The following is a 24,000-nucleotide window of genomic DNA, read 5'->3' on the forward strand; positions in this document are numbered from 1 at the left end:
GTTCTCGTGGAATGCTGGACGCAGGTTGGACCGATGAAGTGGGCAAGCGGATGGCAGCGAACTGGCGTGAGAAGCGGCGGGCTTCCGCCGTGGCGGAGATCAAAGAGGTCGCCCGGCAGCTCTTGGTGAAAGGAGGAGCGGGGGCCGTCTCCCTGCGCGCCATCTCCCGGGAGATGGGGATGACGCCCTCGGCGCTCTACCGCTACTTCCCGAGCCTGGACGCCCTGTTGGCGGGGTTGCGCAGCGATCTCTTCGAGGAATTGGGCGAGGCCACCACGGAGGCGCGCGACAGTGTGCCCGGCGGAGACCCGCTGCTGCGGCTGATGGCGATGGCACGCGCGTTCCGCGCCTGGGGGCTGGAGCACCGTGCGGAGTTCGGTCTCATGCTCGGTCCGCCTCCTCCGGGCGTCGAAGGCGGACCGGACCCGAGTGAACCGGACTACGCGCCCGCGTGCGTGGGTGTCATGTTCCTCGGCGAGATCGCGGAGCTGGAGCGGCGCGGCACGCTGCGGGTCCCGTCGGTCGAGCTCATCGAGGGCCGGCTCGCACCCGGCTTCCGCGACTACATCGATGGTCAGGAAGGACTCGACCTCCCGGTGGTCTTCGCCTTCCTCGCCGTCTGGGCGAGGCTCTACGGCATCATCGCGATGGAGATCTTCGGGCACATGGCCTGGGCGGTGACCGACAGCGGCGCCCTCTTCGAGACCGAGTTGATCAATTTCGCCCAGCAGCTCTCGGGGGCCGAGTACGACGGCTCCTGAAGCCGGTCCCGCGACTTCGGAAGCCGTCGTCCGCGATCCGTGCGGACGGGCACGCCGTCCGCACCCCTACGGGTACACGGCGGCCCCCCGGTCGGCGTGGGCCAGGATCTCGTCGGCCGCGCGGACCGCTCCGCCGGACTCACGGATGTGCTCCTGCAGGTCCCGCGTGGCGGCCCGGACACGGTCGTCGGCCTCGATGTCCAGGACCGCGGCGCGTATCGCCTCCGCGGACGTCGCGTCCCGGCCGATCACGCGTGCGACGCCGAAGTCCGCGAGCTGGTGCGCCAGGCCGTCCGCCGCGGCCAGCTGCGGCAGCACCACCAGCGGGGTGCCCGCGTGCAGCGCGTGCATCACGGTCCCGGTTCCGCCGGAGCAGACGGTGAGCCGGGCGTGCTCCAGCACGGACCCGAACGGCAGCCAGGTGTGTGTCTCGACGTCAGCCGGCAGCGGTCCGATGTCGGCCGGGTCGACACCCGGACCCACCGCGACCACCACGTGCCACGGCAGCCCCTCGAAGGCCTCGATGCACATCCGGAAGAGCTCCGGCTGCTGGTTGAAACTGGTGCCCAGCGAGACCAGGGCGACCGGTTTCCCGCTCGGCGGGGGCTGCCAGGCCTCCTCCGGGTCCTCCGTGCGCAGGCAGGGCCCGACGAAGACGAACTTGTCGTCGGTCTCGGCGTCGATGTAGCCGAACCTGCTCGGATAGAAGACGATCTTGAGCGCCTCCGGGTCGCCCTTCAGCTGGTGGAAGGCCACCTCCGGGTCGACGCCGTTCATCCTCGCGTACCGCCGCATCTCGCTGCGGAGCCGGGCGTAGGCGGTGTCGCCGATGGCGGCCGGTGTGACGTGCTGGCTGACGCATCCCACCGGAAAGAGCCGCACCGCGGGGATGTGCCACTTCTCTCCGAGCAGTTCGCCGATCCACCGGACGTAGCCGTCGTAGACGACCACGTCAGGGCGGTCGTCCGCGAAGTGGGCGTCGAACAGCGACGTGGTGGCGATACCCTCGCGCACCCCGCTCAGCAGGACCTTGGCCAGCCAGTTCTCCGTACCCGGGGGAAAGTCGCGCTGCACGTCGATGGTGGACTCGTACGGGATGACCGTCGCGCCGGCGGACGCGACCTCCTTCGCGAACGCCGTGGTGGCCGGATAGCTCACGCGGTGCCCCCGGCGGACCAGCTCCTCCACGATCGCGAGTGTGGGGGCGAGATGGCCGGGCGCGGGGACGTTGAAAAAGGCGATGTGGCGGTTGCGGCTGCTCATGGCCGGACCTTCCTCAGACCCGCCGGCCGCGGATGGAGACGAACTCATGGCTCCGCACGACCATGGCCTCGTCGTGCATCAGCTCCTTGAGGAAGAAGTCGATGTCGGCCGCGTCGAAACCGGCCTCGATCATGGCGTCGCGCTTCTGGCTGACGTTGTTCTCGTACAGCCGGCAGCCGTAGCCGCCTCCCGTCCAGCTCTCGAAGTGCCAGCGGGTGCGTACGGAGGAGAGCCCGGCGTCGAGCATGGTCTGGTGGACCTCGTGGCCCCAGCCGCCGTGTGTGTGGCGGGCCGTCATGACGTCGTACAGGCCGTCCAGAACACGCTTGAAGACGGCGGCATGCTCCTCGCTCGGCGCGGACACGACCCGCGGGGTCGAACGGACGAACTCGCCCAGCAGCAGCCAGCCCCCCGGCTTCAGCGAGCCGGCCAGGCGGTGCACGAACTCCACCCGGTTCTCCAGGTGGTGGGTCAGCAGCCGCCCGTGGACGAGGTCGAACGGACCGGTCGCGGCGAGCGGTTCACCGGTGCTCAGGTCCTGTGTGTGGATCTCGATGTTCGGCCCTTCGGGGACCATGTGGGTGTCCTGGTCGATGACGTCGACGCGGCCGTTCTCACCCGCCAGTTCGGACAGCATCCGCGTCACCGAACCGCCACCGGCTCCGAGGTCGAGGAAGTGGCCGCCCGCGCTCGGCTGCATCTCGGCGAGCTCACCGCGGGTGAAGGGGTCGAGGAACTCCTGGAGCGGGGTCAGCTGGGCGGGGACGTTGTGGAACACGTAGTCGGCGAGGTTGGTCATGGTTTCCTCTGCGGTGGTAGGGAGCCGGCGGTGTGGAACGCTGTGGGCCTCGGGAGCCGTCACGGGCTGTAACTGAACAGTTCCTTGTCCCGGTAGGTGTCCTCGCGACGCTTCATGGACTTGATCAACGCGTCGCGCACCCGGCCCACCAGGGGATTGGTGGTGTGCCCCAGCCGGGCGATCAGCCGGGAGTGCTGGACGATCTTGTTGGCGCGCCTGGAGCGCACGCGCCCGTACTGGCGCAGCGCGGTGGGTATGTCGTGCTCGGCCAGGAGGCAGGCCAGGCTGGCGACGTCCTCCAGCGCCATGTTGGCCCCCTGTCCCAGGACCGGGCCGATCGGGTGCGCGGCGTCGCCGAGCAGGACGAGCCTGCCGGTGTGCCAGCGCTTCAGGGGCGGGCAGTCGTGGACGTCGGTGACGACCATGTCCTCCAGGGCGCAGGAGGCCACCGTCTCCGCCAGGGGGGAGGACCAGCCGCCCCACAGCTCCAGCAGGTCCGCCTTGGCGTGCCCCAGGGGCTTGTCCGGCCAGCTGTGTTCGGGGGCATTGACGGTGGCCGTCCAGAAGAGACGCGTGTCGTCGAACGCCTCGGCGAAGAAGTGTCCGCCGGGCCCGACGAAGACGAAGCCGTCACCGTGCTGGGCCGGCCGCTTGGAGATGCCGCGGACGGAGGTGAAGCCGAGGTAGCGCGGCGGCACGTCTCCCGCGACGAGGGTCCGCAGAGTGGAGCGGACACCGTCGGCGCCGACGACCAGATCCCCGGTGGCGGTACGGCCGTCGGCCAGCCGCACCGTGGCGGTGCCGCCGCTGCTCGACGCCTCCACCACGGCGGCCTCGTGATGGACCGTCACCTGGGCCGGGCCCGGACCGGTCACCGCCTCGGCCAGGAGGCGGTGCAGATCGGCGCGGAGGATGCCGATCATCGGCGCCCCCCACTTCGCGGGGAAGTTCCCCACCTCGCGGCTCTTCAGCAGCTTGCCGTCCCACGACATGATCGGCATGTCCTGGGCGTGCCGGTCGCTGGACCATCCCGACTTCCGTACCGCCTCGCCGAGCCGTGGACTGATGCGGTCCACCGACTTGACGCCGTTGGGCGTGAGCTCGACACCCGAGCCGGTGTTGCCGAAACCCCGCGCCCGCTCGAAGACCTCGGAGCTGATCGCCCGTTCGCGCAGGGCGGCGGCGAGGGCGAGTCCGCCTATCCCCCCGCCGACGATGAGTACCTTGATCGATTTCATGTCCGCGTCTCTCCCCGAGCTGGTGTTCCAGACCCTCGTGGAGAGCCGGGAAAGATGTGTGTTCTGCCGAATCGATTGCCACCGGACGCGGCGAGCGTCAGTGCCGGATATTGAGCCCGGAAGTCCGCGCGGAACCTTCGACCGGTTTAGGCGTTCCCGTTCCGCCGTCGTCCGCCATTTTTCGGGAAATGCCACTTCCTGGTCCTCTGACGGGCATTTTCGCACGACGGGACCCTCGCGAGAATATCCCAGATTGCTATTCTTTCCGGTAGTCCGGAGGGCTTGCGGCCGCTCCATCGGCGCGGCTACCGTCACAAATTCCGGCGCGAGATCGACTTAATATGCGCGGACGTGCGGACCGAGGACGGATGACTGAATGACAACCATGGCCGGCGTTGGAGGATCGGGAAATGCGCTGCCTTCCTGGCGTTCCCTGCACATAGCGCTCGACAAGGACGAGGAGCGCGCGGAACGGCTGCTTCTCGCCGTGGTGGCCCCCTGGGCGGCCGGCCGGACGGCCGCCGGCACCCTGGCGAGCTGGTTCCCGGAGCGCACGGGAGCGGACGGCGGGCAGTTGCGTGTGCACGTCCTGAGCGCGGACGACCGGAGCACGGCCGACCTCGCCGAGGCGGTCCACTCCGCCGGCGAGGACGTGCGCGGCCCGGCCCCGGAGACGGCCGAGGTGCCCTATGAGCCCGACGCCACACCCTTCGGCGGCGCCGGCGGGCTCGCGCTCTGCGCGGAGCGCTTCGGGGACGCGGCGCGGACCGCCGTCGAAACGATCAGGGCCGCACCGTCGCGGGAGAAGCGCCTGCGCGCCGCCGCCGCTCTGCTGCTCGCCTCGGCCCTGGCCGCCGAACCCGAGCCGCGCCGGACCGTTCAGTGGCTGCGCGGCCACGCGTCCGCGCTGGCCGGCACGGTGGACGTCGCCGGCGCCCGGAGCCGCGCCGAGGAGGACCACTTCCGCAACGAGGCCGAGTGGCGCCGTCGTCACGCCGCCACCCGTGACGAGACCACCCAACCGACGACCGCCACGGGCGCCTGGTACCGGCAGCAGTGCGAACTGCTGGTGTCGCTGGCGCGGCTGCGGGAGGCGGGCGGACTGGACCTGGCCCCGGGCGACGTCCTCCGGGCCTTCGTCCGGCGGCTGTTCGGACAGCTGGGCCTCGACGCGCGCGACGAGGCGTACACGGCCTGGCTGGTGTCGCTGGACCTCGTCTCGCCGGGACCGCGTGAGCCCTACTTCGCGGACTCCCCGGCCTCGGTCGACCGGCTCACGCACGAGTACGGCAAGTACTTCGGCGCCCGTCTGATGGATCAGCGCCCCGACATGCCCGGTGCGACGGCGGAGGGACGCCAGGAACTCCCGCCCGCGCTGGCGCGGGTGGAGCTGGAACGACCGGCGCCCGCACCGGACGCCCCGGCGTTCGAGGAGGTGCTCCTCGCCCGGCGCAGCGCGTACGGCTACTACGGCGGTCCGCTCTCCCTCGGGGAACTCGGCGCGCTGCTCTACTACTCGGCGGGTGTCACGGCGCGGAAGACCATGCCCGGGGCGGACAGCTCCTACCCGGTCCGGCCGTATCCGAGCGGCGGCACGCGCTATCCCCTCCGCACCCTGCTCTACTGCCACGACGTCGGCGGGCTGGCGCGCGGCACCTATCTGTACGACCCGGAGTGCCACGCGCTCGACCAGCTGGGCGACCGGGACATCTGTGCGGACCTGATGCGGATGGCGCCCGCCACTGATCCGCAGGTGGTCTTCCCGCCCAAGGCGGGCGGAAATCTGCACGTCGACGACTGCCCGCTGTGGATTTTCACGGTGGCGGACCTGACCTTCCAGCGGCTTCACTACGGCCTGCGCTCCTATCGTCTCGTCCTGCAGGAGAGCGGCCACCTCGCGCAGAACCTGGCGCTCGTCGCGACGTGGCTGGGCAAGTCCTCGGTGGGACTCGGGGGTTTCTACGACGACACCGTGAACGAGGCGCTGGCGCTGGACGGAGTCAACTCGTCAGTGGTCTACGTCCATCTCGTCGGCGTGGTGCAGCCGCCGCCCCGCGCCGCCGGAGCGAGGGCCGGTACCTGACCGTGCGGGAGCGGTGCGGAACCGGGGCGGCCGGGGACCGGCCGGCCGGGAACGTTCCGTACCGCTCTCCTCCATGCCGGCCCGCGGAGGGCGCGGGCCTCCCCCCGGCGAGCGCCAACGTTACTGTATGGTGGCTCTAGTGTCTCCCTCTCGTCAATACGCCGTCGGGCCCGGACGGGGTCCGGCCCCTCGCGTGCGGCCGTCCCGGCTCTGCGGTGAGCAATCCAAGAGATGACAGCCCGATTCCGGCCTGTGAAGGTCGTCGCACCAATGCAATGGCCATCCATTGCGGTCTCGGGGGAGGACAAACAATTGAACCAGCGCAGAGATTCACTTGGACGGGGCGCTCCGCGGCGTTCGGTGCTCTTCGGGTTCGCCGGAGGCGCCGGGATCCTGGCGACCGGCTCGCTGGGCCTTACCGCGCAGCCGGCAGCGGCCGCCGCCACGGCCGGCACCACTCGTCACCGCTTCGACTTCGCCACGGGCAACGCGCCTCTGGAAGTCTTCGGTCCCGTATCGGGAGATCCGGTGCGAGCCGCGATCGAGCCGAGTGACGCGACCCTCATCATCCGCTTCTCGAATCTGGTGGCGCACTCCTGGTTCGACGCCATCGCGCCGTACCATCCGACCGCGGTCGGCATCCACTCGGACCTCGGCCGCCGTCCGGCGAGCGAGAGGGCGACCAACAAGCACAGGAACGTCGCTCTCATGTACGCCACGTACCGCATGTACGGGGCTCTGCTGCCGCAGTACTCGGCCGTCTGGCGCGAGGCCATGTCCTCGGTCGGACTGGACCCCGACGACGACGGAGAGGACACCGGGACGCCCGTCGGCATAGGGAACCTCGCGGCACAGGGCGTGCTCAGGAGCCGGCTGCGCGACGGCATGAACCAGCTGGGCGATCACGGCGGGCGCGAGTACAACCGCGAGCCGTTCGCGGACTACACGGGATACCAGCCGGTGAACACCGCCTACAGACTCCGTGATCCGTCCCGCTGGCAGCCCGCCGTCGTCACCAAGGGCAACGGCATCTTCCAGGTCCAGCAGTTCGTGACGCCGCAGTTGCGGAAGGTCCGCCCCTATTCGTACGCCGATCCCCGTGAATTCCGCGTCGCGGAGCCCACGGCGAGCAACCACCGCAACGCAGAGGCGTACCGGCGGCAGGCCGACGACATACTCGCGATGTCGGCGAGCCTGACCGACGAACAGAAGATGAAGTGCGAGTTGTTCGACGACAAGTTCACGAGCCTCGGCGCGGCCGTCGGTTCCGCGTCGCACGGCGCCGCTCTCGACCTGGACGGCTGGGTTCACCTCCACGCCGTCGCCGACACCGCCACCTTCGACGCCAGCATCGCCGCCTGGTACAACAAGCACGTCTACGACGCGGTGCGGCCGGGCACCGCGATCCGCCATGTGTACGGAAACCGGCCGGTGACCGCATGGGGCGGGCCGGGCAAGGGGACCGTCAGGATTCCGGCCGACCAGTGGCGGAGTTACGTGGCCACCCCGGACCACTCGGAGTACCCCTCCGGCTCGACCGCTCTGTGCTCGGCCGAGGCGCAGTCGGTGCGGCGCTTCCTCGACACCGACGAGGTGAGGATCCGCATTCCGCGCGCCAAGGGCTCGTCCCGGGTGGAACCGGGGGTCACGCCCCACGAGGACACGGTGCTGGGCTGGGACTCCTGGACCGACTGGACGCGCGAGTGCGGGCTCAGCAGGTTCTGGGGCGGTGTCCATTTCATGCCGGCGGTCGAGGCGTCCTGGGACATGGGACGCAGGATCGGCGACCGCGCCTTCGAGTTCGTCCGCGCCCACATCGACGGTGAGGTGTGACGGCCGGTCCGACGACGACGCGTGACCGGGGCTGAATCCCGGTATCCGCTCACCGGTGCGGCCGGTCGGCACGATGTCGGCCGGTCGCACCTGAAACAAGCCAACTCCCTTGCTAACTAGGCGAGTTGGAGGCCCGACACCCATGCCGTCGCTAGGCTGCGGATCACTCTCTGGTCCGACCGGGCGTAGTGGACGCCGGGATTCTGCACTCCCAGACCCTGACCCCTGACCATGTGGAAAGCAGAGGAAGTCACGTCATGAATGTCGCCCTGTGGATCGTTGCGGGTGTTCTTGCCTTCGCGTTCGCCCTTGTCGGCCTGTTGAAGGTCACCAAGCCCAAGGAGGAACTGGCCGGCGGCAGCATGCCCTGGGCCGCCGACTTCTCGCCGGGCATGGTGAAGGCGATCGGAGCGGTGGAAGTGCTCGCTGCCATCGGACTCGTGCTGCCCCCGCTGCTCGACACCGCCACGGTCCTCGTGCCGCTGGCCGCCACCGGCCTGGCCGTCACGATGGTGGGTGCCGCCGCCGTCCACGCCCGGCGCAAGGAGAACTCGGCCATCGGCCTCAACGTCGTGCTGCTGGCCCTGTCCGTCTTCGTCGCCTGGGGACGCTTCGGGCCCCACAGCTTCTGATTCCGGATAACGGCGGGGGGGGGGGGGGGGGGGGGGGCCCCCCCCCCCCCCCCCCCCCCCCCCCCCCCCCCCCGCCTGAGCGGACCATTCGACGGGCAGCGCGAAGAGAATCGGCGGGTTCGCCCAGCCGGGCGGGCGCAGCGTCAGCCGGACCGCGGAATGGGCTTCCGGCCCGATGGTGACGGGCCCCGCCGTGCCGGCGAGCAGGGGGCGGGCCGCCGATGCGCTCCCCGGGAAGGACTCCCGCATCACCGCGTGTACGAACCAGGTCCCCCGCGGGACGCCGGAGAGGTGGAAGCGGCCCGGGTGCGCGATCGTGGCGCGGGCGGCGGGGGGCCGTTCCAGGATGGGGCTTTCGAAGACTCCGATGTAAATGCAGGACTCGGCACCGTACGGGTTTCCGACGACACCTGAGATCGATCCCTCGCCGTCCCGCCGGGGCTCGTCCGGTACGAGCTCGATTCTGCGGGAGGGCGCCTGAACGGTGCCCAGAGAATTACGCCGGTACTGGGTGGGGGAGCATCCAACGGATTCGCTGAAGCGACGTGTGAAGCTTCCGGTGCTGCTGTAGCCGACCTGCGCGCCTATGTCACTGACATTGAGCGAGGTGGAGACCAGGAGGATCTTGGCCTCGTGCAGCCTCACCGCGCTGAGGAAGCGGCCGGGCGTGACGCCGGTGATGCGGCGGAACGTCCGCAGGAAATGGAACTTGCTCACCATGGCGGTGTGGGCCAGCTCGTCGAGTGTGAGAGGTTCGGAATATCTTTCACGTATGGTCTTCACTGCACATTGGATCACGTGCTCCATGACTCTCCCCCTGTGGAACGTTTCGCGTACCGAAATTCTGTGTGAACGCGATGTTTCGCGCGTAGAATTCGCAGCTGATGGATCTCATCGCAGATGTCGCGGAGTCCTGCGGCGGAAGTGGAAGCTGAAGCCGGCCGGCCGTTGCACCGTCTTGCGGCCGGCCCGGGTGGGGGAGCCGGGCGGGGATCTCGAGCCCTTGCTCCGCCCGCACGGGGGTTCTCCCTTGGTGTTATCGGCGCGTTCCCTGCCCGGTGGCGTCGGTTACCTCGCCAGAAGGGTTGCAGATGGAACATGCCCCTGTCTTCTTCGTTCTTGCGGTTCCGCCGGCGTCGCCAAACGTACTGTTCGGTGGCATTGGAGCGATTTCGCATCTTTCCCGAGCCGCGTTGCGGGCGTGATGGCTCGGAATGCCCGCGGAGTGCGGGGGACGGTGGCCGCCGTCCCGCGGGTCGAATGATCTTCTTCCATTTCTCCGGAAGGTGATCGTCCGAGTGGACACTTTGATTCCGGGCATCGGTGGGATGCCGTGTCCATCGTGTCCCGGGCACCGAAAAGGGCCCCTGCTGCGGGAGGCACGGCGCCCCGAACTGGTGCCGTGTGCGAGCAGAGGCCCTGACGGGCGGAGTGCGGCCTTCCGGCTACACCACGGCGACGATCTCGGCCGTCTCCGCGGCCACGTCGGTCGTGAGGGAGAACGCGGCGCCGGCCGCCGGCATCGTCGGACCGGCGGCGAGGGCCTTCTGCATGCTCTCGGCGTCCTGCCAGTACCAGTGGTCGACCCAGGTGCCGTCCTCGAGCCGGCCGAGACGGGCCTCGGTGAGTCCGGGGAACGACTCCCGGACCGCGGTGATCAGCGCGGCCCGCTTCTCGATCATCGCCTGCTCGTTGGCGGGGTCGGTCCTGAAGCGCGTGATGCGGACGACTGTCATGCCAAGTTCCTCTCTAGAGTGTCTATCTCATGTGGCACTCTAGAGGTACACTACGTTGACGAGTCAAGTGCACTGGTTGCTCAGTTGCCGAAAGGCGGGCGGCTGCCTGACGGGTGTCCGGCCACCTGCTTTTCTCGGTCCGACTGGGGATGTGGGGGGCGATCGAGCGGAACGCGGCGCGCCGTTCAACTCACAGGGGGAGTCCTGATGCGGTCGGAAATCGAGAGTGTCGTCGAGGTCATACGTGATCGGTACCACGAGGATCTTTCCCTCTGTGCGCTCGCCGACATGGCGCGGATGAGCGCCTTCCATATGTCGCGGATATTCCACCGGGAGACCGGTCTCCCGCCAAATCGTTTCCTCTCCGCAGTGCGCCAGGAGGAGGCGAAGCGCAAGCTCCTCTATACGTCCGACCGGATCGCCGACATCTCGGTTCAGGTGGGCTATTCCAGCCTGGGGAGTTTCACGACGCGCTTCACGAAGAGCGTTGGCGTGTCACCCGGGCGTTTCCGTCGGCTTGCGCAGCTCGGGCAGACGGCCATCGATTTCACCGTGGGGCAGGCGGATGACGCGCCCTTCGCCTACGGATCTTTTCGGGGGCGGGTCCTCCGGGGTGACGGTCAGGACAACGAGCCGGTTTTCGTCGCGGCGATTCCCCCGCTCTCCCGGTACGAGCGCCCTTCACGATGCCGCCGTATTCCGAGCGGTACCGGCGGCTGGAGCATTGATTTCGTTCCCGAAGGTCACTGGTATATTCAGGCGGTTTCGAGGAGGGCCGGTGGCGGCAGTCGGCCCATTGCCGTCGGGAGTGCTGGTCCTTTTTACGTCGCGCCGAGTTCCGTGATTACCGTGGATCTTGTCCTGAAATCTCCGTCGCAAACGCGTGTTTTTGATGCGGAGCGGGCCGCTATCGGTGCCGCGCTACCGGAGCTGTTTTCCTCCTGACGGGCCCGGTCCGCGGGGTTGAGCAATCCTGGAGAAGACATTATTTACCGGCTTCCTCAACAATGACAGACCGGTGCGGTCCGCACCGGAATTCTGTCTTCATGAGGAGGGCACGTGGGCGTGGTCGGCGGACACGCAGTGATTATGGGGGGCTCGATCGGAGGACTGGTCGCGGCCCGCACGCTCTCCCGCAGATTCACCTCGGTGACCGTGATCGACAGGGACACTCTTCCCGATGGCCCGCACAGCCGGAAGGGCGTGCCCCAGGGCCCACACGCCCACGCCCTGCTCATCAGCGGGCGCAAGAAGCTGGACGAGCTCTTCCCCGGTCTCACCGACGAACTGATCGCCGGCGGGGCGGTGCCCTTCGACCCGGGCCGTGATCTGCTCTTCCATCAGATGGGCGGGCTGCGTATCCGGTTCACCAGCGGGCAGCTCGGCATCAGCCTCACCCGCGCCTACCTCGAGCACGCCGTCCGGCGCCGCGTCACCGCGCTGCCCAACGTGGAGATCCTCGACCGCACCGCCGTGAGCGGGCTGTTCGGTGTGTCCGGCAGGGTGCTGGGGGTCGATCTGGACGACGGCCGCAGACTCGGCGCCGACCTCGTCGTCGACGCCACCGGGCGCAGCGCCGGCCGTACCGAGCGGTGGCTGGAACAGCTCGACTGTCCGGCGCCCAAGACGACCACCGTCAAGATCGATGTCGGGTACACCACCCGCGTGATGCACCGGCAGGGCGGCGAGCTGCACGGCGACGCCCTGCTGTACCTGATGTCCGCGGTGCCGCCGCACGACAAGCGTGCCGCCGCGGTGTTCGCGGTGGAGGGGGACCGCTGGATCGTCACCCTGGGCGGATGGCACCGGTCGCACGCACCGGTGGACCCCGAGGGTTTCGCCGCCTTCGCCGAAGGGCTGCCCAGCCCGCACGTGGCCGAACTGCTCGCCCGGACCAAGCCGGTCGATGAGGGGAACGCGGAGCGTTTCCTGTACCCGGCGGCCAGGCGGCGCTGGTTCGAGGACCTGAAGAAGGTGCCCGCGGGCTTCGTGGCGCTCGGCGACGCGATCTGCAGCTTCAATCCCCTCTACGGCCAGGGCATGACCGTGGCCACGCTGGAGGCGGTGGAGCTGGGCCGCTGCCTCGACCGGCACGGCGAGGCCACTCCGGCCATGGCGCGCCGGTTCTACCGGGCGGCGTCACGCGTGATCGACACCCCGTGGCAGATGTCCACGAGCAGTGACTTCATGTACCCCGAGACGATCGGCGCCAAGGGGATCGGTACGGACCTGATGAACCGCTACGTCCGTCAGGTCATGATGGCCAGTCATGTGTCGGTCCCCGCGCACCGGGTCATGCTCGACGTGCAGCATCTGCTGGCCAGGCCGGCGGCCGTCGTCCGCCCCGACCGGGTGGTGCGGTCGCTGATCGGCGCCCGCCGTTCGCCGGCCCACCCGGCGTCCACCGGGTCCGGGGCGGCCGCCGGTCTCTCCTGAGCCGGGCGTGTCCTCCCGGCCCGAGGGCGTGCCCGGGCCGCCCGTACCGGCCTCCCCCGCCGGTACGGGCGGCCGCGTTCCGGGACCGGGCCGCGCGCCCGCGGGGGCACGGCCGGACGTCCGCACCCCCGCGGCGCCGCCCGTTCCAACCGGCGCCGGGAGGCCGGAGCGCGCGGCCGGGGACGGCCCGTACGGCATGGCCGCGTGCCCGGCCGCCGGGAACGGCAGTCATACTTGCCTGGCCTGCTGGAGTGGACGGATGCCGACACCCCGGGTCCCTCGGACGGTCCGCCCAGTGGCCCGAGATGCCGAGCAGTGAGTGGGAAGTGATCCAGAATGGCGAAGGAAAACTCCGGCCGCCGACTGAAGGCGCAGCAGACGCGGAACCGGATGCTGGAGGCCGCCATGGCGCTCTTCGTCGAGCACGGTTACGGCGGGACCACCATCGAGTCCATCGCCCGTGAGGCCGGGGTCGCCGTGCAGACGATCTACTTCTCGTTCGGGAGCAAGCAGCGGATCCTCAAGGAGCTCATCGACGTCCACATCGCGGGCGACGAGGATCCCGTACCGACCCTGGAGCGTCCTCAGGTGGTGGAAGCGCTGGAGGCCGAGGACCCGCGCCGTCAGCTGCGGCTCCAGGTACAGCTGACCCGCGTCATCCTCGAGCGGGTCGGCCCGTTGCTCGAAGTGCTGCGCAACGCCGCGGCGACCAGCGGCGACGGCGCCGAGCTGTGGGAGGCCAACAAGCGTCAGCGGCTGATTGTCCAGCGGCGCTTCATCGAGTCGCTGGAGAGCAAGAGCGCGCTGCGGGAAGGGCTCGGTGTGGACCGGGCCGTCGACATCGCGTACGTGCTGCTCGGTCCGGAGCTCTTCCACCTCCTGGTCTCCGAACGCGGCTGGACTCCGCAGGAGTGGGAGCAGTGGGTGTACGAGAGCCACTGCCATCACCTCATCGGTGAACCGGCCTGATCCACCGGAGCACGGCACGTCCGAGTTTCGCCGGCCCGGGCCGCCGCGGAGCTGTTCGCTGGGGCAATCCTGAATTGGTGATCCGGCGGCGGACGTTATGAGCAATCTGGGAGACGCCACGGGCGGCGGGCTGCGCGAAAATGAGTCGCCAGCCGAAATGAAGCGTCAAGCCAATCCCAGTACGAGAGTTGCTGATGAAGGAATTTCTCGCCGATGGACCGTGTGCTCCGGCAGGTTTCCACCAGTGGTTCGAGGCCGCTCGCCGGACCATCTACACCCGGGTGGAGCGCATCCCGCTGGCGTCCGTGCAGGGGTGGGACTGCGCTCCCGGATCGCCGGCGCTGACCCATCGCAGCGGACGCTTCTTCTCGGTCGAAGGGCTTCGCACGCACATTTCCGGGCACGCCATCCCGCGTTGGGACCAACCCATAATCAATCAGCCGGAAACGGGAATCCTCGGAATTCTCGTCAAGTGGGTCGACGGTGTTCTGTACTGCCTCGTCCAGGCCAAGGCGGAGCCGGGGAACATCAACGGACTCCAGCTTTCCCCCACGGTGCAGGCGACGCGGAGCAATTTCACCGGAGTGCACCGCGGGAAGCCCGTTCCCTATCTGACGTATTTTCGGGATGCCGCCGCGCACCGGGTGATCGCCGATGTGCGCCAGTCCGAACAGGCCTCGTGGTTCCTGCGCAAGCGCAACCGCAACATGATCGTCGAGGTCGGGGAGGACATCGAGGCGGCCGCCGGATTCCGCTGGCTGAGCCTTGCCGAGGTGCGCGGCCTGTTGAGGATCGACGACCTGGTCGGCATGGACCTGCGCAGCGTGCTGGCCTGTATGCCGGTCGGGGGCGAGCGGCACGTCACACGGCCGGGGCCGGCCCGCGGCCCCACGACGACCGGGGAGATCCTGAGGTGGATCACCGCCGCGCGCAGCCGGGTCGAGGTGCGGACCGAACGGGTGCCTCTCGCGGAGCTCGGCGGATGGCGGCGCGAACCCGGGGCGATCGTCCATGAGAGCGGGCGGTTCTTCGACGTGATCGGCGTGCGGGTGAAAGCCTCCGGCCGTGAGGTCGGGGAGTGGGCCCAGCCGATGATCGCCGCACACGGGACAGGCATCGTCGCCTTCCTCACCGCCCGTATCGACGGCGAGCCGCATGTACTGGTGCACCAGCGCACGGAACCGGGGTTCGTGGACGCGGTCGAACTCGGTCCCACCGTCCAGTGCACGGAGCGGAACTACGACGTACTGCCGGCTCACGCCCGTCCCCTGTTCCTCGACGAGGTGCTGACGGCGGAGCCGGACCGGATCCTCTTCGACGTCACCCTGTCCGACGAGGGCGGCCGGCTCTTCCATACGCGCAGCCGGCATCTGCTCGTCGAGACGGACGAGCGGCCGGACCACCCCGACTACCGCTGGATGAGGCCGGCGCAGCTCTCCGAGCTGCTGCGGCACAGCCACTACGTCAACATGCAGGCCCGGAGTCTGCTGGCATGCCTGCACGCGCTCCATGCCCCGGCCGTGCCGGCCCCCGCGCCAGAACAAGGAGTCGAGAGGACATGACCTCGCAGGAGCGGGAGCCGGGCGAGCCGCCGGTGATCGCCGTACTCGGAGCCTCCGGATTCGTCGGGTCCGCGGTGACCGCGGCCCTCGCGCACCGGCCCGTCCGGCTCAGGGCGGTGGCCAGGCGGCCGAGTCGCGTTCCCGCCGCGGGGACGGCCCGTGCCGAGGTGCGCAGGGCCGACCTCACCCGCGGCGGGGAGGTGGCCGAAGCCGTGTCCGGCGCGGACGTGGTGATCCACCTCGTCACCCACAGCGGAGGCTGGCGGGCGGCCGAGAAGGACCCGGCCAGCCGGGCGGTCAACGTCGGTGTCATGGAGAACCTCTGCGAGGTCCTGCGCGGTGAGCGGCGCGAAGGGCCCGCCCCGCTGGTCCTGTACGCGGGCGCGGCCTCCCAGGTCGGCCTGCCGCCCGGCGGTCCCCTCGACGGGAGCGAGCCCGACCACCCGGAGACCGCCTACGACCGCCACAAACTGGCCGCCGAGCGGCTGCTGATGGAGGCCACCGCGGACGGGGTGCTGCGGGGCGCGAGCCTGCGCCTGCCGACGGTGTTCGGGCATGTGGCGGCGCCGCACGCCGCGGACCGGGGAGTGGTGGCCTTCATGATCCGCCGCGCCCTGGCCGGCGAGCCGCTCACCCTGTGGCACGACGGAACGGTCAAGCGGGATCTGGTGCATGTGGACGACGTGGCCGGGGCGTTCGTGGCCGCGCTCGACCGTCCCGGGGCGCTGACCGGCGGCCACTGGCTGCTGGGAGCCGGCCGGGGCGACCCGCTCGGCGAGGTGTGCCGCACCGTGTCGGAGCTGGTGGCCGCCCGGCTGGGGAAGCCGCCGGTACCGGTGGTCCGCGCCACACCGCCCGACGACGCGCCGGCCACCGATTTCCGGAGCGTCACCATCGATTCCTCCTCGTTCCGGTCGGTCACCGGATGGCGGCCCCGGATACCGCTGCGCGTGGCCCTGGAGAGGACCGTGGCCGCCTTGGCCGAAGCCCACGCGACGTGAGGGGACAACCGTGTACGGACCGGACTTCGCCGAGATCTACGACCATGTGTACACCTTGCGCGGCAAGGACTACCCGGCCGAAACCAAGTACGTCACCGAGCAGATCCGCGGGCGGCTGCCCGGGGCCTCCTCGCTGCTCGACGTGGCATGCGGGACCGGGGGCCACCTGCGGTACTTCGACGAGCTGTTCGAGCACGTGGAGGGTGTCGAGCTGTCCGAGGCGATGCTGGCCGTCGCCCGGGACCGGATGCCCCGCACCCCGCTGCACCAGGGCGACATGCGCACCTTGGACGTCGGCCGGACCTTCGACGCCCTCGTCTGCCTCTTCGCCGCCGTGGCGCACCAGAGTGCCGGCGAACTCGCCGGCACCATGCGCTGTTTCGCGCGGCACCTGCGTCCCGGCGGCGTGGTCGTCATCGAACCCTGGTGGTTCCCCGAAACGTTCCTCGACGGCTATGTGGCCGCCGACGTCCTCACGCCCGACCACCGCACCATCTCGCGCGTGTCGCACACCCGGCGGGAGGGCGGGGCCTCACACATGGACGTGCACTACGTCGTCGCCGACGCCGGGGGCGCCCGGCACTTCGTCGAGTCCTACGTGCACCAGCTGTTCCCGCGCGACCTCTACGAGCGGACCATGCGCGACGCGGGTCTGACGACCGAGTACATCGACGATGCCCAGTCCGGCCGGGGCCTCTTCCTCGGCGTGAAAGAAGGAGCGAGACGTCCATGACGACCGGAGTCTGGGGCTATCTGGAGGAGTACGCGGCGGAGCGGAAGGACATCCTCGACGCCGTCGACACCGTCTTCGGCTCCGGCCGGCTCGTGCTGGGCAGCAGCACGGAGGGGTTCGAGCGGGAGTTCGCGGACTACCACGGCATGCCGCACTGCGTCGGCGTCGACAACGGCACCAACGCCATCAAGATCGCGCTTCAGGCCCTCGGGGTCGGACGGGGCGACGAGGTCGTGACCGTGTCGAACACGGCCGCGCCGACCGTGGTGGCCATCGACGCCGTCGGAGCCGTCCCGGTCTTCGTCGACATCGACCCCGACACGTACCTCATGGACACCGCGCAGGTGGAGGCGGTGCTGACCGACCGGACACGCTGTCTGCTGCCGGTCCATCTGTACGGGCAGTGCGTGGACCTGGAGCCGCTGCGGAGCCTCGCGGCGGAACGCGGTCTGAGCCTGCTGGAGGACTGCGCCCAGGCGCACGGCGCCACCCGCGACGGCAGACTGGCCGGCACCACCGGGGACGCCGCGGCCTTCTCCTTCTACCCGACCAAGGTGCTGGGCGCCTACGGCGACGGCGGCGCCGCCCTCTTCCGCGAGGAGGAGACCGCCCGGCGCATGCGCCGCCTGCGCTACTACGGCATGGAAGAGCGCTACTACGTCGTCGAGACCCCGGGGCACAACGCCCGGCTCGATGAGGTCCAGGCGGAGATCCTGCGCCGGAAGCTGCCCCGGCTCGACGGCTACATCACGGCCCGGCGGGCGATCGCCGAGCGCTACGCGGCGGGCCTCGGCGATACGGGCCTCGTCCTGCCGGCCGTCGCACCGGGGAACGGCCACGTCTACTACGTCTACGTGGTGCGGCATCCGATGAGGGACGAGATCCTGCGGGCCCTCCGGGGCCACGGCATCGAACTCAACATCAGCTACCCGTGGCCCGTCCACACCATGTCCGGCTTCAGCCATCTCGGCGTGCGGGAAGGGGCGTTGCCGGTGACCGAGTCCCTCGCCGGACAGATCTTCTCGCTGCCGATGTACCCGTCGCTGTCTCCCGCCACCCAGGACCGGGTGATCGGCGCGCTGCGCGAGGTGCTGGCGGCGCTGTAGCGCGCCGTCCTCATCCGCCCGCCCAGTGGACCCGCTCAGGAGGAGCCATGGAAATACGTGAACTCGCCGTCGAGGGAGCAGTGGAGTTCACTCCGCGGATCTTCCCCGACGAGCGCGGTCTGTTCGTCTCGCCGTTCCAGCAGGAGGCCTTCGAGAAAGCCGTCGGACACCGTCTCCTCCGGGTGGCGCAGACCAACCACAGCCGGTCACGCCGCGGCGTCGTCCGCGGAGTGCACTTCACCGCGACACCGCCCGGGACCGCGAAGTACGTCTACTGCGCCCGGGGCGCCGCGCTCGACATCGTGGTCGACATCCGGGTCGGCTCGCCGACGTACGGGGCGTGGGACGCGGTGCGGCTCGACCCGGTCGACTTCCGGGCGGTGTACTTCCCCGTGGGGGTGGGGCACGCGTTCGTCGCCCTGGAGGACGACACCGTCATGTCCTACATGCTCACGAGCGGCTACGTCGCCGAGAACGAACACGCGCTCTCCGTCCTCGACCCGGAGCTCGGCCTGCCGATCCCCGCCGGTATCGAGCCGGTCATGTCCGAACGGGACACCGTGGCGCCGACGCTCGCCGAGGCGAGAGCCGCGGGCCTGCTCCCCGACTACGCCGCCTGCCGGGAGCCGGCCCGGTGACCGGACATCCCCGCCGGACGGTACGGAGCGGCCCGGCCGCCCTGTCCCGGTCCGAAGAGAATCACCATCGGAGGACAGCATGTCGACGCGCAGCACGGTGAAACCGCCGGCCCGGCGGCGGGGGGTGACCGCTGCGGAGCGTTCCCCGGCACCCGACATCGCACGGGGCTTCATGCTGCTCCTCATCGCCCTGGCCCACGCGCCCCTGTACGTGACGACCAGCGACCCGGGCGTGGTGACCCACCCGGCGGGGGGCGACGCGCTCGACCGCACGGTCACCTTCCTCAGCCTGGACCTCGTCGACAACCGGGCCTACCCGATGTTCGCCGCCCTCTTCGGCTACGGCATGGCGATGCTGGTCATGCGGCAGCGGGCGGCCGGCACCACAGCGTCCGCGGCGGCCCGGCTGCTGCGCCGGCGCGGTGTGTTCCTCGTCCTGTTCGGCTTCGTGCACTTCGTGCTGATCTTCCCGGCGGACATCCTCGCGCCCTACGGCGTCGCGGCGCTGGCCCTGGGGTGGCTGTTCACCCGTGGCGACCGGGCCCTGGGCAGGGGTGTGGTGATCAGCGCCGTGGCGGCGACCCTTCTGACAGCGCTGCTGTCCGTGGCGATGGCCGTGGAGGAGAGCGGGAGCGGCGCGGAGGTCCGCGGGACGGTCTGGGCCCACGACTACGGCGCCGCGGTCGTCGAGCGGCTCTCGCAGGCGCCGTTCGCCTCGGTGCACATCCTGCTGGCGTGGCCGATCCCGACCGCCATCCTGGTCGGTGCCGTGGCCGCGCGCAGACGCTACCTCGACGACCCGGCCCGGCACCGTGCCCTGCTCGGGCGCGTGGTGCTGATCGGCGGCTCCGTCTCGGTGCTCGGCGGTGTGCCGCTGGCGCTGATCGGCGCCGGCGTCTGGGAGACCGGTGACCTGGCCAGGGGATCGGTGACCGCGCTGCACGTGATCACCGGGTTCGCCGGCGGACTGGCCTACGCGGCGGCGTTCGGGCTGTTCGTCGCCCGGCTCCAGGACCGCGGCCGGACCCCCGGACCCGTGGCCGGCGCCCTGGCGGCGGTCGGCCGCAGGTCGCTGACGTGCTATCTGCTGCAGTCCGCGCTGCTCGCGCTCGTTCTCGCCCGCGTCGCCTTCGGTGCCGGCGACCGGATCGAGGCCACCGGCGCGGCCGTCATCGGCGTCTGCGTCTGGCTCACGGTGCTCGCTGTGGCGGTCGTGCTGGAACGGGCGGGTCTGAGAGGGCCGCTGGACGCTCTGATGCGCCGTCTCGTCTACGGCGGGTCCGCCGGCCGCGCGGCCGGACCGGTGGAGCCGGGCACGGCGGGGTCCGGGACGGCGCCCGCGGGGAAGCGGGAGTCGACGACGGGCGCCGAGTCGTGAAGGCGCTCGTCCTGGCCGGCGGGACCGGAACCAGACTGCGGCCCTTCAGCCACACGATGCCCAAACAACTCATCCCCATCGCCAACAAGCCCGTGCTCGTGCACATCCTCGAGGACATCCGTGCCCAGGGGATCACCGACGTGGGCATCGTGGTGGGCGGCTACGCCGGCGACATCGCCGCGAAGGTCGGAGACGGGTCCGCGCTCGGTCTGCGGATCACCTATCTCCACCAGGACGCCCCCCGGGGCCTGGCCCACTGCGTGGTCATCGCCCGGGAGTTCCTGGGCGACGCGGACTTCGTGATGTACCTCGGCGACAACATGCTGCCGCAGGGCATCGCGGAGGTCGTGGACGGCTTCCGCACCGGCGGGGCGGCAGCCCAGCTGGCGGTCCAGGCGGTGAGCGATCCGCGAGCCTTCGGCGTGGCCGAACTGGACGACCGGCAGCGCGTGATCCGGGTCGTGGAGAAGCCCACCCGCCCGGTGAGCGATCTGGCACTCATCGGGGTCTACGTGTTCTCTCCGCGGGTGCACGAGGCGGTCGCGGCCATCACGCCGAGCGCGCGCGGCGAGCTGGAGATCACCGACGCCGTCCAGTGGCTGGTAGCCCGGGGGCATGAGGTGCGGGCCTCCGGCTACAAGGGGTACTGGCGTGACATGGGCACGGTGGACGACATGCTGGAGTGCAACCGTGAGCTGCTGCGCTCCCTGACCACCTCGGTCGCCCACCGGGCCGACGCGACCAGCGTGCTCGTGGGCCCCGTGGAGATCGGGGCGGGCAGCCGCGTCGTGAACTCGCGCATCACCGGCCCGGTGAGCGTCGGCCGGGGCACCGTGATCAAGGACAGCGTCGTGGGGCCGGACACCACCATCGGCGACGACTGCGTGCTCATCGGGTCCGGCGTGTCCTACTCGATCGTTCTCGACGCCGCGTCGATCAGCGGTGTCGAGGGCCTGCACGGTTCGGTCATCGGCCGGGCCGCCCAGGTGGCCTCCGCCAACGGCGGCGGACGACGGCACCGGCTGATGGTCGGCGACCATGCGAGCGTGCACATGCTGACGACATGACGAGGCGGACCGAATGAGAATCCTGGTGACGGGCGGGGCCGGCTTCATCGGATCGTGCTACGTGCGAGCCGTGCTGGACGGGGCATACCCGGGCTACGAGGACGCCCAGGTCACCGTCCTGGACCGGCTGACCTACGCGGGGAATCGGGCCAATCTGCCCGCGGAGCACCCCCGGCTCACCTTCGTGCGGGGCGACGTGTGCGACGCGGCGACGCTCCTCGAACTGCTGCCGGGGCACGACGCGGTGGTGCACTTTGCCGCCGAGTCGCACGTGGACCGCTCGCTCAGCGCGCCCGCGGAGTTCGTGCGGACCAATGTGGCCGGCACCCAGACGCTGATGGAGGCGTGCCTGAGCACGGGGGTGCCGCGGGTCCTCCATGTGTCCACGGACGAGGTCTACGGGTCGATCGAGGAGGGCTCGTGGACGGAGGAGTGGCCGCTGGACCCGAGTTCGCCCTACGCGGCGACCAAGGCGGGCAGCGACCTGATCGCCGGCTCCTACTGGCACACGCACGGACTGGACGTGTCGGTGAGCCGCTGCTCCAACAACTACGGGCCCCACCAGCACGTGGAGAAACTCATCCCGCTCTTCACCACCCGGCTCTTCGCGGGACGCTCCGTTCCGCTCTACGGCGACGGGGCCAATGTGCGCGAGTGGATCCATGTGGCGGATCACTGCAGGGCGCTCCAGCTCATCCTCACCAAGGGACGGGGCGGCGAGATCTACAACATCGGTGGCGGCACACCGCTGAGCAACCTTCAGGTGACGGAACGTCTCCTGGAGCTCTGCGGCGCCGGTGCGGACCGGGTGCGCCCGACCCCGGACCGCAAGGGGCACGACCGGCGCTACTCGCTGGACGGCACCAAGCTCCGCGAGGAGCTGGGCTTTGAACCCTCGGTGCCCTTCGAGCAGGGGCTGGCCGAAACGGTCGCCTGGTACCGGGACCACCCCGACTGGTGGAGCACCGCCGGCCGGTCCGGGCAACGCCGGTTCGAGCAACACGGGAGATGACGCCGGCGGTACCGCCGTCCCACACTCGTGGGGGCGGCGGGAATTCTGAGGGAGGGAATACACGCGCGGTTCCGGACCGGGCGGTCGCGCCCGAGAGCGGTTCGGGTGAACGTCGAATCGATTCGGTCCGGTGTGTCGCTCGTCCCGTACGTTTTCCGCCGGTGGCCGATTCCCGAAGTGGGAATGAGGAGGCCTCCTTCTGTTCCCGGGGCGTGCCGGCGGACGAGTCCTTGAGTGCCTGCCGGGCAGCGGCCTGCCGCGGGCCGGTGAGGCATGCGCGGGTGTCTTCCCGCCGGCGGTCCGGAGACTCTGGAGCCGTCTCTGAATGAGGCATCCAGAAATACTCCAGGAGACCTTCATGGGCCGGAGGCCACACTTTGAGGAATGCCGATGCGCGCCCTGCGCAAAGCGGTGCAGCGTTCGTTGATGCAAGGAGAGGATCTATAAATGTCGTCCACTCTCTTCGGGGTACCTGAAGAATTCGACGTCATCGTTATCGGTGGAGGGCCGGCCGGCTCCACCACCGCGGGACTTCTCGCGCAGCGTGGACACCGCGTCCTCGTTCTCGACCGCGAACGGTTTCCCCGGTATCACGTCGGGGAGTCGCTCATCCCCGCGTTCATGCGGCCCATGCAGGAGCTGGGCCTGACCGAGCGCATGGACGCCCGCGGCTTTGAGCGCAAGTACGGCGGCACGCTGGTCTGGGGCAACGCGCAGGTGCCGTGGAACTTCTCGTTCATCGAGGGGACCAGCCACGAGTACGCGTACCACACGCGGCGCGCCGACATGGACTCCCTGATCCTGGACCGGGCCCGCGAGCTCGGCGCGTTCGTGCTCGAAGAGGCCACCGTCAAGGAGCCCGTCGAGACCGACGGGCGCGTCACCGGAGTCCGCTACACGCTGCGCGGCATGGACGGCATGCAGGAGGCGCGGGCGAAGCTGGTCATCGACGCCTCGGGCCAGTCGCGCCTCCTCAGCCGCAAGTACGCGGACGTCACCTGGCACGAAGAGCTGCGCAACGTCGCGGTCTGGACGTACTTCGACAACTGTGAGCGGCTGCCCGGGGACGAGTACACCAACATCCTCATCGAGGGCCTCGACGAGGGCTGGTTCTGGGCGATCCCGATCGACAAGGGCACCATCAGCGTCGGCTACGTGACGCGGTCGGAGGAGGCCAACAAGGAGGGCCGTTCGCTCCAGGAGCTGTTCTGGAGCGAGGTGGACAAGTCCACCAAGCTCAAGAAGATGCTCGCCGGCGCCAACCAGTCCGCGGGCTGGCGTACCGCGCGCGACTGGTCGTACACCAGCAAGAGCTTCACCGGCGACGGCTGGGTGTGCGTCGGTGACTCGGCCGCCTTCGTCGATCCGCTGTTCTCCACCGGTGTCGCGCTGGCCACGCTGGCCGGCAGCACCCTCGCGAGGATCGTCGACAAGATCATCCAGCATCCGGAGATCGAGGAGCAGGCCCTCAAGCGCTATGTCACCGCGTACCGCGCCTTCTTCGACGAGATACGGACCTTCGTCGAGCGGTTCTACGACCGTACGAGGTACAAGGAGTTCTACCACAGCCTCGCGACGGAGATGGTCGACCCGGACCGCGAGCGCACACCGTCGGCGAACTTCGTGAAGCTGATCTCCGGCCTCAGCGGGAAGCACCCGATGCTCACCCTCACACTCGACGACCTCATCGGCCAGAGCACCGAGCCGGCCGCCGACAAGAGTTGACCACCGCCTACAGGAGAAGGGCGGGCGG

General features: G+C 69.9%; 20 protein-coding genes and 1 pseudogene. 16 read left to right on the top strand and 5 right to left on the bottom strand.

Annotated features, from left to right (window positions below):
- Nucleotides 1-11: 11 nt before the first annotated feature.
- Complete coding sequence (locus IF83_RS0112885; RefSeq protein ID WP_078843434.1) at nt 12-761, top strand: TetR/AcrR family transcriptional regulator; 750 nt, start codon at nt 12-14, stop codon at nt 759-761.
- Between the two features lie 66 nt (nt 762-827).
- Here the strand turns inward: IF83_RS0112885 and IF83_RS0112890 are convergent, their stop codons facing one another.
- From IF83_RS0112890 to IF83_RS0112900, 3 genes are read right to left on the bottom strand one after another with little or no spacing between them, the layout of a single operon-like run.
- The gene (locus IF83_RS0112890; protein WP_030544275.1) at nt 828-2,024 is read right to left on the bottom strand and encodes a macrolide family glycosyltransferase; all 1,197 of its coding nucleotides are present in this window, start codon (nt 2,022-2,024) and stop codon (nt 828-830) included.
- Between the two features lie 13 nt (nt 2,025-2,037).
- Complete coding sequence (locus IF83_RS0112895; RefSeq protein WP_051722718.1) at nt 2,038-2,823, bottom strand: class I SAM-dependent methyltransferase; 786 nt, start codon at nt 2,821-2,823, stop codon at nt 2,038-2,040.
- Nucleotides 2,824-2,882: 59 nt separating this feature from the next.
- On the bottom strand, nt 2,883-4,061 hold the full coding sequence (locus IF83_RS0112900) for an FAD-dependent oxidoreductase (protein WP_051722719.1): 1,179 nt from the start codon (nt 4,059-4,061) through the stop codon (nt 2,883-2,885).
- Nucleotides 4,062-4,437: 376 nt separating this feature from the next.
- Here IF83_RS0112900 and IF83_RS0112905 point away from each other — a divergent pair, with 376 nt between their 5' ends.
- From IF83_RS0112905 to IF83_RS0112915, 3 genes are all read left to right on the top strand, one after another.
- Entirely contained in the window at nt 4,438-6,144 is a 1,707-nt protein-coding gene (locus IF83_RS0112905; protein ID WP_078843437.1) for a SagB family peptide dehydrogenase, read from the top strand.
- A gap of 312 nt (nt 6,145-6,456) precedes the next feature.
- Nucleotides 6,457-7,977: a vanadium-dependent haloperoxidase gene (locus IF83_RS0112910; RefSeq protein ID WP_051722720.1), complete on the top strand. Its 1,521-nt coding sequence runs from the start codon at nt 6,457-6,459 to the stop codon at nt 7,975-7,977.
- A gap of 257 nt (nt 7,978-8,234) precedes the next feature.
- The gene (locus tag IF83_RS0112915; protein WP_030544280.1) at nt 8,235-8,609 is read left to right on the top strand and encodes a DoxX family protein; all 375 of its coding nucleotides are present in this window, start codon (nt 8,235-8,237) and stop codon (nt 8,607-8,609) included.
- 510 nt (nt 8,610-9,119) lie between these two features.
- Here IF83_RS0112915 and IF83_RS35565 read toward each other — a convergent pair.
- A pseudogene (locus IF83_RS35565) lies at nt 9,120-9,416 on the bottom strand (helix-turn-helix domain-containing protein); the annotation flags it as partial.
- A gap of 638 nt (nt 9,417-10,054) precedes the next feature.
- Nucleotides 10,055-10,345 (bottom strand): antibiotic biosynthesis monooxygenase, encoded by a 291-nt coding sequence (locus IF83_RS0112925; protein ID WP_030544282.1) that lies wholly within the window; start codon nt 10,343-10,345, stop codon nt 10,055-10,057.
- A 207-nt stretch (nt 10,346-10,552) separates the two neighbouring features.
- Between IF83_RS0112925 and IF83_RS31180 the strand changes: the two genes are divergently transcribed.
- From IF83_RS31180 to IF83_RS0112985, 12 genes are all read left to right on the top strand, one after another.
- On the top strand, nt 10,553-11,290 hold the full coding sequence (locus IF83_RS31180; protein WP_051722721.1) for a helix-turn-helix domain-containing protein: 738 nt from the start codon (nt 10,553-10,555) through the stop codon (nt 11,288-11,290).
- Nucleotides 11,291-11,434: 144 nt separating this feature from the next.
- Complete coding sequence (locus IF83_RS0112935; RefSeq protein ID WP_051722722.1) at nt 11,435-12,781, top strand: NAD(P)/FAD-dependent oxidoreductase; 1,347 nt, start codon at nt 11,435-11,437, stop codon at nt 12,779-12,781.
- A 336-nt stretch (nt 12,782-13,117) separates the two neighbouring features.
- Nucleotides 13,118-13,750, top strand: a complete 633-nt coding sequence (locus IF83_RS0112940; protein WP_030544285.1) for a TetR/AcrR family transcriptional regulator — start codon at nt 13,118-13,120, stop codon at nt 13,748-13,750.
- A 194-nt stretch (nt 13,751-13,944) separates the two neighbouring features.
- A complete protein-coding gene (locus tag IF83_RS0112945; protein ID WP_107046757.1) occupies nt 13,945-15,312 on the top strand; it encodes an NDP-hexose 2,3-dehydratase family protein in 1,368 nt (455 codons plus the stop codon).
- A complete protein-coding gene (locus IF83_RS0112950) occupies nt 15,309-16,313 on the top strand; it encodes an NAD-dependent epimerase/dehydratase family protein (RefSeq protein ID WP_030544287.1) in 1,005 nt (334 codons plus the stop codon). Before IF83_RS0112945 ends, IF83_RS0112950 begins: the two co-directional genes overlap by 4 nt.
- 10 nt (nt 16,314-16,323) lie before the next feature.
- A complete protein-coding gene (locus IF83_RS0112955) occupies nt 16,324-17,046 on the top strand; it encodes a class I SAM-dependent DNA methyltransferase (RefSeq protein ID WP_030544288.1) in 723 nt (240 codons plus the stop codon).
- Complete coding sequence (locus IF83_RS0112960) at nt 17,043-18,152, top strand: DegT/DnrJ/EryC1/StrS family aminotransferase (RefSeq protein ID WP_030544289.1); 1,110 nt, start codon at nt 17,043-17,045, stop codon at nt 18,150-18,152. The genes IF83_RS0112955 and IF83_RS0112960 overlap by 4 nt, the downstream gene beginning before the upstream one ends.
- 47 nt (nt 18,153-18,199) lie before the next feature.
- Nucleotides 18,200-18,790 carry a dTDP-4-dehydrorhamnose 3,5-epimerase family protein gene (locus IF83_RS0112965; RefSeq protein WP_030544290.1) on the top strand — a complete coding sequence of 197 codons (591 nt, stop codon included), beginning with the start codon at nt 18,200-18,202 and terminating at the stop codon, nt 18,788-18,790.
- Between the two features lie 79 nt (nt 18,791-18,869).
- Complete coding sequence (locus IF83_RS0112970) at nt 18,870-20,168, top strand: DUF418 domain-containing protein (protein WP_051722723.1); 1,299 nt, start codon at nt 18,870-18,872, stop codon at nt 20,166-20,168.
- The gene (locus tag IF83_RS0112975; protein WP_030544291.1) at nt 20,165-21,235 is read left to right on the top strand and encodes a glucose-1-phosphate thymidylyltransferase; all 1,071 of its coding nucleotides are present in this window, start codon (nt 20,165-20,167) and stop codon (nt 21,233-21,235) included. Before IF83_RS0112970 ends, IF83_RS0112975 begins: the two co-directional genes overlap by 4 nt.
- Nucleotides 21,236-21,248: 13 nt before the next feature.
- Nucleotides 21,249-22,247: a dTDP-glucose 4,6-dehydratase gene (gene rfbB, locus IF83_RS0112980; protein WP_030544292.1), complete on the top strand. Its 999-nt coding sequence runs from the start codon at nt 21,249-21,251 to the stop codon at nt 22,245-22,247.
- Nucleotides 22,248-22,694: 447 nt separating this feature from the next.
- Nucleotides 22,695-23,972, top strand: a complete 1,278-nt coding sequence (locus IF83_RS0112985) for an NAD(P)/FAD-dependent oxidoreductase (protein WP_030544293.1) — start codon at nt 22,695-22,697, stop codon at nt 23,970-23,972.
- Nucleotides 23,973-24,000 lie beyond the last annotated feature (28 nt).

Source organism: Streptomyces albus subsp. albus (assembly GCF_000719865.1).
Classification (GTDB): domain Bacteria; phylum Actinomycetota; class Actinomycetes; order Streptomycetales; family Streptomycetaceae; genus Streptomyces; species Streptomyces albus_E.

What these genes read in the sequence shown, in the direction of transcription:
- IF83_RS0112985 (WP_030544293.1), top strand. Translation starts at nt 22,695, where the DNA reads ATGTCGTCCACTCTCTTCGGGGTACCTGAAGAATTCGACGTCATCGTT.
- IF83_RS0112915 (WP_030544280.1), top strand. Translation starts at nt 8,235, where the DNA reads ATGAATGTCGCCCTGTGGATCGTTGCGGGTGTTCTTGCCTTCGCGTTC.
- IF83_RS0112925 (WP_030544282.1), bottom strand. Translation starts at nt 10,345, where the DNA reads ATGACAGTCGTCCGCATCACGCGCTTCAGGACCGACCCCGCCAACGAG.
- IF83_RS0112895 (WP_051722718.1), bottom strand. Translation starts at nt 2,823, where the DNA reads ATGACCAACCTCGCCGACTACGTGTTCCACAACGTCCCCGCCCAGCTG.
- IF83_RS0112935 (WP_051722722.1), top strand. Translation starts at nt 11,435, where the DNA reads ATGGGGGGCTCGATCGGAGGACTGGTCGCGGCCCGCACGCTCTCCCGC.
- IF83_RS0112945 (WP_107046757.1), top strand. Translation starts at nt 13,945, where the DNA reads ATGAAGGAATTTCTCGCCGATGGACCGTGTGCTCCGGCAGGTTTCCAC.
- rfbB (WP_030544292.1), top strand. Translation starts at nt 21,249, where the DNA reads ATGAGAATCCTGGTGACGGGCGGGGCCGGCTTCATCGGATCGTGCTAC.
- IF83_RS0112940 (WP_030544285.1), top strand. Translation starts at nt 13,118, where the DNA reads ATGGCGAAGGAAAACTCCGGCCGCCGACTGAAGGCGCAGCAGACGCGG.
- IF83_RS0112970 (WP_051722723.1), top strand. Translation starts at nt 18,870, where the DNA reads ATGTCGACGCGCAGCACGGTGAAACCGCCGGCCCGGCGGCGGGGGGTG.
- IF83_RS0112950 (WP_030544287.1), top strand. Translation starts at nt 15,309, where the DNA reads ATGACCTCGCAGGAGCGGGAGCCGGGCGAGCCGCCGGTGATCGCCGTA.
- IF83_RS0112905 (WP_078843437.1), top strand. Translation starts at nt 4,438, where the DNA reads ATGACAACCATGGCCGGCGTTGGAGGATCGGGAAATGCGCTGCCTTCC.
- IF83_RS31180 (WP_051722721.1), top strand. Translation starts at nt 10,553, where the DNA reads ATGCGGTCGGAAATCGAGAGTGTCGTCGAGGTCATACGTGATCGGTAC.
- IF83_RS0112900 (WP_051722719.1), bottom strand. Translation starts at nt 4,061, where the DNA reads ATGAAATCGATCAAGGTACTCATCGTCGGCGGGGGGATAGGCGGACTC.
- IF83_RS0112960 (WP_030544289.1), top strand. Translation starts at nt 17,043, where the DNA reads ATGACGACCGGAGTCTGGGGCTATCTGGAGGAGTACGCGGCGGAGCGG.
- IF83_RS0112885 (WP_078843434.1), top strand. Translation starts at nt 12, where the DNA reads ATGCTGGACGCAGGTTGGACCGATGAAGTGGGCAAGCGGATGGCAGCG.
- IF83_RS0112965 (WP_030544290.1), top strand. Translation starts at nt 18,200, where the DNA reads ATGGAAATACGTGAACTCGCCGTCGAGGGAGCAGTGGAGTTCACTCCG.
- IF83_RS0112890 (WP_030544275.1), bottom strand. Translation starts at nt 2,024, where the DNA reads ATGAGCAGCCGCAACCGCCACATCGCCTTTTTCAACGTCCCCGCGCCC.